Source organism: Terriglobales bacterium (assembly GCA_035624455.1).
Lineage (GTDB): Bacteria > Acidobacteriota > Terriglobia > Terriglobales > Acidobacteriaceae > DASPRM01.
In genome coordinates this window covers 16,613-30,147 of the sequence record DASPRM010000157.1, presented here as the reverse complement: position 1 = coordinate 30,147, position 13,535 = coordinate 16,613, and the positions used below count along the sequence as shown (strand labels likewise).

The following is a 13,535-nucleotide window of genomic DNA, read 5'->3' as shown; positions in this document are numbered from 1 at the left end:
GGTGCGATGTTTCGTCCGACTGCAGCGAAAAGGGCTGTGGAAAACCCTGTTGTGGCCGGCCGCGAAAATCGCCCCGGAGGACGGCTGCAGACTGACAGTGCGGATTGCAAGCAGGAGGGCATGGCAGACTACATCTACACCATGGAAACCCGGCTCACGCCTGACCAGATGAAGGCTGTCAATCTGGTTCAAGATGTGGCACGCGCTGTGGGCGTGAATCTGTATGTCACCGGGGGAACCATCCGCGACACGCTCACCGGATTTCCCATTCGCGATCTGGATTTCACGATTCAGGGAAACCCGCTGCGGCTGCAGAAGGAACTGGAACGGCACGGCGTCACCGTGATTGGCGCAGACGACGATGTGAAATCGCTAACTGTGCTGTTTCCGGGTAACCTGCGTGGCGAAATTGGAATGGCGCACACGGCGACCTACGAGAAACCGGGAAAGCCACCGCTGATCACGCCCGCATCGATCGGGGAAGACCTGCGACGGCGCGACTTCACGGTGAATGCCATGGCGTTGTCTCTGAATCCGGGATCGCACGGGCTTTTTCTGGATCCAGCGAATGGCTCGGCGGACATCGAGACCAAGGTGATCCGTATCCTGCACAATTACGCTTTTCTGGAAGATCCCGTACGGCTGATCCGCGCTACCCGTTTGGCGGCACGCTTCCACTGGAACCTAGAAGAACGCACTCAGGCGCGCTACGATTCCGCCAAGGAAAACAATTACATCGAGAATATCCGCAGTGCGGACATTGGAAGCGAGATTGAGAGGCTGGCGTACGAGGACGATCCGTTGCACGTCTTGCGAGCCTTGGAGAAGGAAGGCTGGCTGCATATCCTGCATCCGCACTGGGCAGTAGCCAAAGTGGACGCCACTGGCCTGGCTCAACTGCTTAAGACCAAGCAGCAGCTTGCCGACATCGGGGTGCAAGGTGATCCGGCGGCCGCGGTCTTGTATTTCATCACCCGACGGCTGGGAGAAAAAGATGTCGCGGATATCCGCAAGCTGATTCCCAACAAACACCTGGTTCAGACCTGGCGCGAGTTGGAGGACGATGCCAAAGAGTTGACTAAGAAGCTCTCCGGTAAGGATGCGGCTACACCATCGCGAGCATGGAAAGTGCTAAGTGAAGCGCATCCGGAGACGCTGATGTTTCTGGCGGCCACCGTCAAACAGCAGGCAGTGGACCAGAAGATCAAGAATTTCTTTGGCAAGTGGCGACAGTTGAAAGACAAGCTGCCATTTCCGGAGATGGCGGAGCTACACATCACGCCCTCGTTGACCGAGTACCCCAAGATCGCTGAGGAAGCTTTCCGTCTGATGCTCGATGGAAGGTTGCGCTCGCACAGCGAGATTATGAAGTTTCTGAAGCCGTTTGCGCCGCCCCCGCCAGCACCTCCGCCAGCACCGCCGAAGCGGGGAAGGGCGGCTAAGGCGGCGGAGGCTGCGGCCGCTGCCAAGCCAGCCGCACCTGTTGGGGCCAAGGCGGCGGCTACGGTTCCTAAAGTGGCGGCATCGGCGGAGAAGGCAGCGGTCAAGGCGCCGGCCAAAGCCGTAGAAGCCAAGGGCGAGAAGCCGCCCGCGAAAGCAGAGACGAAGGTCCAGGGAAAGAAGAGCGTAGCCAAGAAGAAGCCGGGGGCGCATCCTGCCAAGAAAGCGGCGAAAAAAGCGGGGAAGAGGAAGTAGGCAAATGGGTACCTGCATGCAGGTAATTCCGTCTTCTCCACAGCCGACGCATTTTCCACAGTCCCGGCTCCCCTTCCAGCCCTTCTGATTGAGAACTACAATCGAAGTATCCGATGTCACAATTCGTCCATCTGCATGTCCACACCGATTACTCCATGCTGGACGGCGCGTGTGAAGTAGAGCAGCTTGTCCAGCGAGTAAAAGAGCTGGGGATGCCGGCGGTCGCCATGACCGATCACGGCAACATCTTCGGCGCCGTCAATTTCTTCAACGCAGCTAAAGCGGAAGGCATCAAGCCCATCCTTGGCTGCGAGCTTTACATCTGCAAAAAGGAAGATCACTGCACCCGGCGCACCCCGCCGGAGGGCGATACCTACAATCATCTGGTGGTGCTGGCTGCGGATGAGGATGGCTACCGGAATCTGGTCAAGATCACCTCCGAAGCATCGCTGAACGGGTTCTACTACAAGCCCCGGGTCAGCAAACGATTTCTTGCGGAGCACACCAAGGGGCTGATCGGGCTTTCGGCCTGTCTGAAAGGCGAAGTTGCAGAGGGGTTGCTGGAAGGCAAGTATGACGCAGCCAAGGGCGCTGCGGGCGAGTTCGCGGAGATCTTCGGTGCGGGAAACTTCTACATCGAAGTGCAGAACCAAGGGTTGGAGCAGGAACGCAAGATTCTTCCGTCGCAATTCAAGTTGGCCACAGAGCTGAACCTGCCTGTCATTGCGACCAACGACAGCCACTATCTCTGTCAGGACGATGCGCACGCGCAGGACGTGATGGTGTGCATCCAGACCGGAAAATCGGTACGCGAAGAGAGCCGCATCAAGTTCCAGACCGATCAGTTTTATATCAAGAGCTATGAGGAGATGGCGCGGGCATTTTCAGAGTCGCCGGAAGTGCTGGCGCGGACGCTGGAAATCGCTGAGCGCTGCCACGTCAAACTGAGCAAGGTCACCAACCCATTTCCGCGCTTCGACGTGGCGGAGGGTTTCGATACCGACAGCTACTTCGAACACGTAACCCGCCTTGGCTTTGTTCGCCGGCTCGAGATGCTCCGCAGCCTAGAAGCCCAAGGCAAGTTGCGAAAACCGCTGAGTGACTATGAGCAGCGGCTCAATCGGGAAATCGAGATCATCAAGCAGATGAAGTTTTCGGGATATTTCCTGATTGTCTGGGACTTCATCCGATATGCCAAAGAGCAGGGAATACCTGTAGGGCCGGGCCGCGGTTCGGCAGCAGGTTCACTGGTGGCCTATTCGCTCGCGATTACCGATATCGATCCGTTGCAAAACGAGCTGCTGTTCGAGCGCTTTTTGAACCCTGAGCGGGTTTCCATGCCCGACATCGACATTGATTTCTGCATGCATCGTCGTGGCGAGGTGATCAAGTACGTTACCGAAAAGTACGGGCGCGAGAATGTCGCACAGATCATTACCTTTGGAACGATGGCGGCGAAAGCGGCAATCAAAGATGTCGGGCGCGTGCTGGACATGCCGTACGCCGAGGTTGACCGCATTGCCAAGATGGTGCCGACAACGCTGAACATCACGCTCGAGCAGGCGCTGAAGGACTCGCACCAACTGGCCCAGGCATATGCCAATGAAGCTCAGGTCCGGCAGATCATCGACACGGCAAAGCGCCTGGAGGGACTGGTCAGAAACGCTGGAGTGCACGCGGCGGGAGTGGTAATCGCTCCACAGCCCTTAACCGAACTGGTGCCACTCTATCTGACTAAGAATGAAGAAATCGTCACCGCCTATGACATGAAGGCCATCGAGAAGCTGGGCCTTCTTAAGATGGACTTCCTGGGGCTGACGACGCTCACCATTCTGGACGAGACGCTCAAGTTAATTCGGCAGACACGAGGCGAAGAGTTGGATTTAAACCAGCTGGGCTGGGATGACCAGCAAACTTATGAGCGTGTCTTCCACACCGGGCTCACGTCAGGGGTGTTCCAGTTTGAGTCGCACGGCATGCGCGATGTTCTGCGGCGTTATCAGCCGAACAGTCTGGAAGATCTGACGGCTCTCAACGCGCTGTACCGGCCGGGACCGATTCAGGGCGGAATGATCGACGATTTCATCGACCGCAAGCACGGGCGGAAAAAGATCGAGTACGAGCTCTCGGAGCTCGAGGGAATCCTGCGCGAGACGCTGGGCGTGATCGTGTATCAGGAGCAGGTGATGCAGATCGCGAATCGGTTGGCCGGATATTCTCTGGGCGAGGCGGACTTGCTGCGCCGCGCCATGGGCAAGAAGAAGCCGGAGGAGATGGCGGCGCAGCGCAAACGCTTCGTCGATGGGGCCACCGAGCGTGGCTACCCGGCGCGCAAGGTTGAAAGGATTTTCGATCTCATGGAACAGTTCGCTGGATATGGCTTCAACAAGTCTCATTCCGCAGCGTACGCCGTACTGGCGTATCACACGGCATATCTGAAGACGCACTACCCGGTGGAGTTCATGGCGGCGCTGCTGACATCGGTTACGGGAAGTACTGATGATGTGGTGAAGTACATCAATGAATGCCGCGAGATGGGAATAGCTGTGGAGCCGCCGGATATCAATGTCAGTGATGCCAATTTCACGCCGCACGGGAATGCCATTCGATTTGGCTTGGCGGCGGTAAAGAATGTAGGCCACAACGCGATTGAATCGATCCTGGCGGCGCGCCAGCAGATGGGGAAGCTCACGTCACTTTTTGCGTTTTGCGAGAAGGTGGACTTGCGGCTCCTGAACAAGCGCGTGCTGGAGTCAGTGATCAAGAGCGGCGCAATGGATGGCCTGGGGAAACGTGCAGCCCTCATGGCGGCGTTAGATAGAGCCATTGAGCGCGGGCAGAAGGCGCAGCGCGATGTGGAGTCGGGTCAGCACGGGCTGTTTGGCGTGTTTGATGACGCTTGCGAAGCGGTCGCCAACGGCAATGACAAGTTGCCTGACGTCCCCGACTGGGACGAGCACACGCGTCTGGCCAACGAGAAAGAGATTCTCGGATTTTTTATTACCGGCCATCCGCTCGAGAAGTACCAGGGGAAGCTGAAGGATTTCCGCGCTTTGACTACGGAAGATATCTTTGCCATGAAATCCTCGATGAACAAAGACGAGACGGCTTTCGTGGGAGGCGTTATCACCGGGCATCGCATTCTGAAATCCAAACGCGGCGAACTTTACGCCCAGGGGACCTTGGAGGACATGGGAGGGTCGGTGGAGTTCCTGCTCTTTTCCGACAATTTCAAGCGGCTTGCCGATCGCCTGAAGCTGGAAGTGCCGGTTCTCCTTAAGGCGTCGGTGAAAGTGGAGGAGGGCGCCAATCCCAAGCTGATGGTCAGCGACCTGATTCCCCTGGAGGAAGCGCAGCCCACCCTGCCGCGGAAACTCCGGCTGAAGATTGCTTTGGAGAGGGCGACGGAAGGCACTGTCGATCAGTTGCACACGATCGTGAGCGAGCATCAGGGAGAGGCAAAAGTGCTTTTCGATTTGGAGCGGGAGAACGACTTCATGGTGGTGATGGATGCGGAAGGCTATAATGTTTCGCCGGACCACGCGTTCCTGAGCCGCGTGGAGCAGGTTCTGGGGAAGGGCTGCATCCGGGTTGTGGATTAGCCGCCATGTTCCACTAGCAAAGGGGAGCGGAAGCGACGAATTCTGCCGTAAACAGGCGTTGTGAGGGTACTGCCTTGACTCCTCCGGGATTGGATTTGATGCAGGACATCCTGGGAACGGAACTGGAGCAACTGCGAGGGGAAGCTAGAAGCGGAAAATTCAATTTCATGGAATCGGCGACCAAAGCGCAGCAGGAACTGGAGAAGATCGAACGTCAGATCGGTCAACTGGAGACGCTGGCGCGCGACAATGAGGATGCCCAGCGGCAACTGAAGTCCCTGCAGGAGCAAGTAGAGGCGCTGCGCAAGCAGATATCCGCGAAATCGGATGCCTGGATTCGCACCGAATTGGCGCGCCATCCACAGCGCCCATATTTCCTGGATTACGTGGAGCGCATTTTTGCGGATTGGAGCGAAATTCATGGCGACCGGTCATTTGCCGACGATCCTGCCATTTTGTGCGGCATGGCCGATTTTCATGGGCGGCCAGTGTGTGTGATCGGCATGCAAAAGGGCCGCGACACCAAACAGAAGGTGTACCGGAATTTCGGGATGCCCAGCCCCGAGGGCTATCGCAAGGCGTTGCGGGTGATGAAACTGGCGGAGAAGTTCGGACGTCCCGTCATCACGCTCGTGGATGTACCCGGCGCGAACCCTGGGCTGGGGGCGGAAGAGCGCGGCCAGGCAGAAGCCATTGCCCGCAATCTGCGCGAGATGGCAAGACTGGAAGTACCCATTATCACCGCGATTACCGGAGAAGGCGGCAGCGGAGGAGCGCTCGCCATCGCGGTAGCCGATCGCGTGCTGATGATGGAGAATGCGATTTACTCGGTGATTTCACCCGAAGGCTGCGCCTCGATCATGTGGCGCGACGCCAGCAAGCGAGAGCTGGCGGCGGAAGCGCTGAGAATCACAGCTACCGACCTCATCGAGCTGGGATGCATCGACGAGATCATTTCGGAGCCGGAGGGTGGAGCCCAGGTGGATTACGACGCTGCCGCCGCCTTGCTCGATGTCTCACTGCAGAAGCACCTCTCCGAGCTGGAGAAAAAAAGTCCCGCCGACCTGGTTATATCGCGGTACGATAAGTTTCGGGGTATGGCCAGGTTTTTCGAGCAGGTCTGACTAGGTTCTAACCTTCGGAATTCTCTGATTCCATGCCAAGCATGCGGGGTGCAGTCCGCGATTTTCCTGACTTATAATGAAGTTTTTCGCCGCATTCCATGGGGGAATAGAAAGGTGGTCCGGTTGCATGGCTACCAGTGATGTAGCGGTCCAGGAGGTAGGCAGCCAAATTGGACGCAGGCGGGTAATCAATGACTTCAGCCTGCAGGTTGCCACGGTTAATGGATCGGGATCGCAAAGCGCTAATACCGTTCTTCTCCGCACGATTTTTCAGATGGGGGTACCAGTCTCGGGCAAGAATCTGTTTCCTTCCAACATTGCCGGTCTGCCCACCTGGTACACCATCCGCGCCAACAAAGATGGCTATATTGCGCGCAAGAAGGAAATCGATTTCCTGCTGGCGATGAACCCGGACACGGCGCGTGAGGATACGCTCTCGCTGGCGGCGGGAGCTGCGGTGCTGTATGACGAGCCGCTGAATCTGAAGACTCTGCGCAACGATGTCACCTTCTATTCTGTTCCCTTTGACAAGCTGGTGGCGCCGGTGTGCCCCGAGCCCAAGCTGCGCAAACTGGTCAAGAACATGATTTACACCGGCGTGGTTGCGCATCTGCTAGGACTGGACATGGCCGAAATGGAGACCGCGATACGACGGCAGTTCGGCAGGAAACAAAAGGCCGCCGATCTGAACGTAAACGCCTCCAAGGCAGGGTATGACTACGCGGTCGCAAGTTTGGAAAAGATCGATCCTTTCTGGATCGAACGCATGGATGAGAATAAAGGCAAGATCATCATCGATGGCAACTCGGCGGCGGCGTTAGGAGCCATGTTTGGCGGCGTGACGGTGGTGGCGTGGTACCCGATTACCCCTTCCTCGTCGTTGGCCGAAGCGCTGATCGACTATATGAGGAAATACCGCATGGGTCCCGACGGCAAGCCAACATTTGCGATTGTGCAGGCGGAAGACGAACTGGCTGCCATTGGAATGGTGCTGGGCGCCGGTTGGGCAGGGGCGCGAGCGATGACCAGTACTGCCGGTCCTGGAATCTCGCTGATGGCGGAGTTTACCGGTCTTGGGTACTACGTCGAGGTCCCGACGGTGATATGGGATATCCAGCGGGTGGGGCCGTCGACGGGGTTACCGACGCGCACATCGCAGGGCGACCTGTTGTCGACAGCATTTCTTTCACATGGCGATACCCGGCACATCCTGTTGTTTCCCGCTTCTCCGGAAGAGTGCTTCAGCATGGCTGGAGATGCCTTCGAACTGGCCGAACAGTTCCAGACGCCGGTATTCGTGATGTCCGATTTGGACCTGGGAATGAACAACTGGATGTCGCAACCATTTGAGTATCCGACAAAGCCAATTCATCGTGGCAAGGTGCTCAGTAAGGATGACCTGAATCGCCTCGGCGGTTTTGCACGGTACAAGGACGTGGACGGGGATGGAATCCCATACCGCACGTTACCCGGAACCGACCACCCGGCGGGGGCCTGGTTTGCTCGCGGCAGCGGCCACAACGAGAGCAGCCAGTACAGCGAGCGCCCGGATGACTATACGCACAACATGGACCGCCTGCGCCACAAGTTCGAAATGGCGAGAAAGTTCGTTCCTGCGCCGGAGGTCACGGGCAGTGGCGCGCCGGTGGGTGTTTTGGCTTACGGCACGTCACACTGGGCAGTGACAGAGAGCCGTGACCAGTTGCGTAAGGAATACAAGATGGAGACCGACTACCTTCGCGTGAAAGCGTTTCCGTTCAGGCAGGAGGTGCACAAGTTCGTCGCTGGGCACGAGAGGGTCTACGTGGTGGATCAGAATCGCGACGGACAAATGCGTGATCTGCTGAAGCTCGATGTCGACCCCGCACAGGTAGTAAAACTGCGCAGCGTGTTGCACTACAACGGGCTGCCCATCGACGCGCGCAGCATTACGGATGACATTGTCTCGCAGGAGGGAAAGTAGTCATGGCTAGCACGCCAACGTCGCAACCCGTGGCTGGAGCAGGGCCGAAGACCAATCGCATCGGCTTGACTACGATTGAGTATAAGGGCGGCAAAACGACGCTATGCGCCGGCTGCGGCCACAATGCGATCTCCGAGCGCATTATCGATGCCATGTTCGAGATGGGTGTGAAGCCGGAGCGTGTGGCTAAGCTGTCGGGAATCGGTTGCTCCTCGAAGAGTCCCGCATATTTTATGAGCCGATCACACAGCTTTAATGCGGTGCATGGTCGAATGCCATCAGTAGCCACAGGTGCGATTCTGGCGAATCACAACCTGCTGGCGATTGGAGTTAGCGGTGATGGTGACACGGCTTCGATCGGGATTGGGCAGTTTATTCACCTGATGAGGCGGAATCTGCCGATCATCTACATCATCGAGGACAACGGGGTCTATGGTCTGACGAAGGGTCAGTTTTCAGCAACGGCCGATCTGGGATCGAAGCTGAAAACCGGTGTCATCAATGATCTTCCACCGATCGACACTTGTGCGCTTGCGATTCAGCTGGGTGCGACCTTTGTGGGCCGTTCGTTTTCGGGCGACAAGAAGCAGCTGCTCAACATGCTGAAGGCGGCTATCGCACACAATGGCACGGTGATGCTGGACGTGATCTCACCCTGCGTGACTTTCAACGATCACGAAGGTTCCACTAAATCGTACAAATTCACCAAGGATCACGACGAGCCGCTGCATGACATCACCTTTGTTCCTGCGTTTGAGGAGATCGATGTCGATTACCAGGCAGGTGAGGCGATTGATGTCACCATGCACGACGGATCGCGGCTGAAGTTGCACAAGTTGGAAGAGGAGTACGACCCGACAGACAAGGTGAGGGCGCTTACTCGCCTGGCAGAGGCGCATGAGAAGGGTGAGATCCTGACGGGAGTTTTCTACGTAAATCCTAAAGCACCGAGCTTTGTCGAATTGCTGAACATGATCGACGAACCGCTCGCGACCTTGCCGGAATCGCTGACGCGGCCTCCAAAACGCGTTCTGGACGAGTGCATGGAGGCGCTAAGGTAAGCCAAGTACGAACGCAGAAGTGGGAAGTGGAGAGTAAACCCGATCTTTTCTGAAGGAACAAAACCTTGTCGAACAGTGGAATTGAGGCGTATTACGATGCCTTCCTGAAGACGTGTAACTCCTGAGCGATAGGCTCTGGAGCGGACTTGGGCCCAAGCGGGCCTCCCCGGCCGTATCCGCCCGTTTATTCCTACCTGGCAAAAGTCAGAATACAATCCACACATGAGTTCCCCTGGGCCACTCTTCCGACCTTACAGCAAGCTGATCAGAATCGAGATTCAAGGCAAAGCCTACAAGGTGCCCGAGGGGAACATGCTGCTGCGTTGCCTGCAATTCCTTGCTCCGGAGGATGTGGCGCTGGGGCGGTTCTGCTGGAATGAGGATTGCCAGTATTGCCGCGTCGTTTACGACCTGGGCGAGGGAACGCAGCAGCGATCGGCAATTTCGTGCAAATTGATGGTGCAAGAAGGAATGCGGGTGCTGGAGGTAGCGGATGAGATCAAGTATTGCCTGAGGAAGGTGAATGAAGCAGGCAGCCATTAGCAATTAGCACTTAGCTCCCACCCTGTCGCTCCAAAAGCGGGAGCGAGAAGGGGGGGTACCCCCAACCAAAGAACGGCTAGAGTGTGGCACCCTCAGGAGTGTTGCCGGACGGAACAGCCGCGCCATGGTTACTGTGCCGTTTGGCGGCGAGCGCTGGTGCTGGGAGTGACACCGAGCTTGCGAAGGCGATCACGGGCTTGTTGGGCCTCGATGCTGCGGGGGTAACGCGTGATCAGAGCGTTCAGCTCGCGAACGCCATCGTCTTTGCGGCCGAGTTCCAGTAACGCGTACCCTTTCTTGAGCTGCGCGGCAGCGGACTTGTTTCCGCCAGGATACTGCTGCAGAACCCTATCGTAGCTCTGAACCGCTTGTTCGAAGTTGCCCTGACGATATTGAATGTCTGCCAGATAGAAAGCAGCGTTGCCCGCCAGATCGGTGGCGGGATAGTACTTCAAATAATCTGAGAATTCCTGCCCGGCGAGCTGGTTATTTCCGGAGTTGTAATCGCGCAGGGCGTTGTTGTAGAGCGTCTCGGGCGGCGGCGCTTGACCTTGGGCCGGAGATCCGGCTGTAGTTCCAGGCTGTCCAGGGGCTCCCGGATTCAGGTTTTGCTGAGCGGATTGCATGTCGTCGAGTTGCTTGGAAATGCGAGTCAGACGCGCTTTCAATTCGTCGACGGTGTCGTTCAGCGCCTGGACTTGACCGGAGAGCTGGTCGGAGCGCGTGCTGTAATCGCTGTGCGTCTGCTGCAGTGATTTCTGCATCTCGGCGATCGTGCCGTTGAGCTTGTTGACGTTGTCGGTGCTCTGCTCGACGAGGTTGCGCATCACGCCCATGCGCTCATCGAGGGACTGCTGCAGCCGCGAGAGCTGGTCCTGGATGGCCTGCACCTGCGTCTGGAGCTGGATGATTTCCTTGCTGGCGGAGAATGCAGGGGTAGCTAAGGCGACGGCCAGGAACGAGGCCGCGATAGTGGCGAAAATTCGATTCTTCATGAGTAATCCTGCCAATTCCTAACTGATCATAATATCTTGCCGCGCAGGTTGCTGCGTAGGTTGAGTTCATGCTCTCCCAGGCTGTCGCCGGCGCGACAAACGGGACGCCTCTAACCTATTTTGTTTTCCGGACGTTTTGATTCAACCCTCCACCAAAAGCAAGCGGAAAGATGGGGCACCCCGCTTTCTTCCCCTAACCCCACCCTAGCCAAGGAACGGCCAGAGTGGGGCACCCTCAGGAGTGTCGCGGATGCAGAAATCCACTCCAAATTACGCCGTTCTTATCTGCTGCCGTACACGAAATGGCCACGGCGATTCTGCTGCCAGCACTGCTCGTTGGACTCGGTGCAGAAAGGCTTCTCTTTGCCGTAGCTGATGGTGTGAATCCGGTCAGCAGGCACGCCGGCCTGCACCAGCGCGCTGCGCACAGCTCCGGCGCGGTTATCGCCTAGTGCCAGGTTGTATTCGGTGGAGCCGCGTTCATCGCAATGACCTTCCACGGTAAAGGTGATATTGGGATGCTGCTTCAGGAAAGCTGCATCGGCCTGTACCGCAGATTGCTGGTCGGGGCGAATGTCGTAGCTGTCGTAGTCGAAGAAAATATCTTTGATGTTCTGATTGAACATTTCTTCGTCGGTTGCCGAGCGGGAAGGAGCCGGAGGAGGTGGCGGTGCGGTTACGGTAACCCTTGCCGTGGCATCCTGGCTGCCACCCGGTCCCGTCGCGATCAAGTGGTAGGTAGTGGAGGTAGTGGGTGTTACCTGGCTATTGCCGCTGGGCTCAACCGTACCTATTCCATCGATGCTGACATTCGTGGCGTTCTGTGTCTGCCAAATCAGGTTCGTGGACTGTCCCGGCTGGATAGTGTTGGGATTCGCCGTCAGAGAAGCGGTAGGTGCGGGTGGCGGCGGAGGTGGCGGCGGAGGCGGAGGAGCAACCTTCTTCTTGCAAGCGCCTAGCACCACAATGCTGGCCATGACCAGCAGCAATATCGACCACTTCATCTTGCTGTGCTTCAACGTATCCTCCCTGCGAGCGAACTCGCCAAGCGAAATTATCAAGGGTGCTTTCCCGGTCTGAAGGCCCGAGTTGTGGCTCTTCAATGAAGAATTGCGCCCGAACATAGGATTCCTATTTAAAGCTCCAATTAGGCTGAGTATTTTGGCCGGCGGTGGTTAATTGTCTCTGTTGAGTACCGTCCGCGAGCATAGTCCAGATCTGCTCGCCCCCGGTGCGATTCGACTGAAACACAATGTGACGCCCATCGGGGGACCATGACGGAGAATCGTTGCGTCCCGCGTCATGGGTTAGCTGCACGAACTGCTTGGTAGTGATGTCCATGACGTAGACATCCGACGCGCCGGGAGCGCCAGGCCCATAGTGGCGGATCCAAGCGAAGGCCAGATATTGGCCATTCGGTGACCAGGAAGGGGAAACCGCATAGCCCTGGTCGGTCATGCGCTGCACGTTGGTGCCGTCGGCTTCCATGGTGTATATCTGGGGCAGACCCGTGCGGCCACTTACCCATGCGATCTGGGAGTTGGTTTTGGGATTCCACACCGGGGAAACATCCGGACCGCGATAGCTGGTTACGCGGCGTAAGTTGCGGCCGTCAGCGTCGGCGACATAAATTTCGGGGTCACCGGTGCGGGAGGAGGAGAAGGCGATCCTGGTGCCATCGGAAGACCAGGCCGGGGACAAATTCGTGCCGTTGTACGCAGGAAACGCGACCAAACGGCTCAGATCGAGCGACCACATACGGATTTCCCAGCCTCCACGCGACTCGCTCGAAAAGGCGAGGCGAGAGTTGTCGGGAGAGACCCGTGGGGAGAGCGAAATGGAACCGAGGTGGGTTACCTGGTGCTGGTTGACGCCATCGTAGTCCATCGCCCAGATTTCCTTGCGGCCGCTGCGCGTGCTCACGTAGAAGATTCTGGTTTCCGTGATGCCCTGAATGCCGCCGCCGAGTCGGAAGATGATTTCATTGGCAAAACGGTGAGCGATCACCCGCGCATTATCCGGGGTCGCCTTTTCACGATACTGTTTGCCTAGCACTTGAGGGGAACTAGTATTTTTGGCGTCGTAGAGCCATCCCTGCACCAGAACATCCTGACCTGAACCATCGAGATTTCCAAAGGCAACCATACCTGCATTCGGAGGCGGGCTTGACCAGGCGGTGAGCTTCATCTCCTCCGGCCGACCGGGAACTTCCAGCGGGTAGAAGCTCTTGGATACCATGTCGAAGATGCCAGCGTTATCAAGATCGCTCCACAAGGTATCGTTGAAAATCTTCAACAGTTGAGCCGTCTGGGGATCGGGAGAGATGGCTTTGAAATCGGGGACCGCAAGCCGCACCTTCTCCACTCCCAGCCCGGTTCCAGTACGAATCCAATCGGTTTGTGCTGCCGAGGAGACAGTGATAATGAAGAAGGCAAGGATCAAGATGAGAGCGCGTATTGCAATGAAGAGGCGCACCGTAGTGGGGAAACCAGAAGCGACTTTTATCATATCGTAATCCGACATGGACTCCTAAAAGCAAAATCGGTCATCGG

General features: G+C 57.2%; 9 protein-coding genes. 6 read left to right on the top strand and 3 right to left on the bottom strand.

The window, feature by feature from the left end:
• Nucleotides 1-36 precede the first annotated feature (36 nt).
• The 6 genes from VEG30_18290 (at nt 37) to VEG30_18265 (ending at nt 9,988) form a co-directional block, all read left to right on the top strand.
• A complete protein-coding gene (locus VEG30_18290) occupies nt 37-1,695 on the top strand; it encodes a CCA tRNA nucleotidyltransferase (GenBank protein HXZ81884.1) in 1,659 nt (552 codons plus the stop codon).
• A 113-nt stretch (nt 1,696-1,808) separates the two neighbouring features.
• Nucleotides 1,809-5,297: a DNA polymerase III subunit alpha gene (dnaE, locus tag VEG30_18285; GenBank protein HXZ81883.1), complete on the top strand. Its 3,489-nt coding sequence runs from the start codon at nt 1,809-1,811 to the stop codon at nt 5,295-5,297.
• A 98-nt stretch (nt 5,298-5,395) separates the two neighbouring features.
• Entirely contained in the window at nt 5,396-6,421 is a 1,026-nt protein-coding gene (locus VEG30_18280) for an acetyl-CoA carboxylase carboxyltransferase subunit alpha (GenBank protein ID HXZ81882.1), read from the top strand.
• Between the two features lie 127 nt (nt 6,422-6,548).
• Nucleotides 6,549-8,384 (top strand): 2-oxoacid:acceptor oxidoreductase subunit alpha, encoded by a 1,836-nt coding sequence (locus tag VEG30_18275; protein ID HXZ81881.1) that lies wholly within the window; start codon nt 6,549-6,551, stop codon nt 8,382-8,384.
• A gap of 2 nt (nt 8,385-8,386) precedes the next feature.
• A complete protein-coding gene (locus tag VEG30_18270; GenBank protein ID HXZ81880.1) occupies nt 8,387-9,445 on the top strand; it encodes a 2-oxoacid:ferredoxin oxidoreductase subunit beta in 1,059 nt (352 codons plus the stop codon).
• 222 nt (nt 9,446-9,667) lie between these two features.
• Nucleotides 9,668-9,988: a 2Fe-2S iron-sulfur cluster-binding protein gene (locus tag VEG30_18265; protein HXZ81879.1), complete on the top strand. Its 321-nt coding sequence runs from the start codon at nt 9,668-9,670 to the stop codon at nt 9,986-9,988.
• Nucleotides 9,989-10,116: 128 nt separating this feature from the next.
• Here VEG30_18265 and VEG30_18260 read toward each other — a convergent pair whose 3' ends face one another.
• From VEG30_18260 to tolB, 3 genes are all read right to left on the bottom strand, one after another.
• Nucleotides 10,117-10,983, bottom strand: coding sequence for a tetratricopeptide repeat protein (locus VEG30_18260; GenBank protein ID HXZ81878.1), 867 nt, complete (start codon nt 10,981-10,983; stop codon nt 10,117-10,119).
• A 281-nt stretch (nt 10,984-11,264) separates the two neighbouring features.
• Nucleotides 11,265-12,002: a peptidoglycan-associated lipoprotein Pal gene (gene pal / locus VEG30_18255; protein ID HXZ81877.1), complete on the bottom strand. Its 738-nt coding sequence runs from the start codon at nt 12,000-12,002 to the stop codon at nt 11,265-11,267.
• 112 nt (nt 12,003-12,114) lie between these two features.
• A complete protein-coding gene (gene tolB / locus VEG30_18250; GenBank protein HXZ81876.1) occupies nt 12,115-13,491 on the bottom strand; it encodes a Tol-Pal system beta propeller repeat protein TolB in 1,377 nt (458 codons plus the stop codon).
• Between the last annotated feature and the right edge of the window lie 44 nt (nt 13,492-13,535).

Excerpts from the sequence above, each read along its gene's own strand:
- dnaE (HXZ81883.1), top strand. The coding sequence starts at position 1,809 with ATGTCACAATTCGTCCATCTGCATGTCCACACCGATTACTCCATGCTG.
- VEG30_18280 (HXZ81882.1), top strand. The coding sequence starts at position 5,396 with ATGCAGGACATCCTGGGAACGGAACTGGAGCAACTGCGAGGGGAAGCT.
- VEG30_18275 (HXZ81881.1), top strand. The coding sequence starts at position 6,549 with ATGGCTACCAGTGATGTAGCGGTCCAGGAGGTAGGCAGCCAAATTGGA.
- VEG30_18270 (HXZ81880.1), top strand. The coding sequence starts at position 8,387 with ATGGCTAGCACGCCAACGTCGCAACCCGTGGCTGGAGCAGGGCCGAAG.
- VEG30_18265 (HXZ81879.1), top strand. The coding sequence starts at position 9,668 with ATGAGTTCCCCTGGGCCACTCTTCCGACCTTACAGCAAGCTGATCAGA.
- VEG30_18260 (HXZ81878.1), bottom strand. The coding sequence starts at position 10,983 with ATGAAGAATCGAATTTTCGCCACTATCGCGGCCTCGTTCCTGGCCGTC.
- tolB (HXZ81876.1), bottom strand. The coding sequence starts at position 13,491 with ATGATAAAAGTCGCTTCTGGTTTCCCCACTACGGTGCGCCTCTTCATT.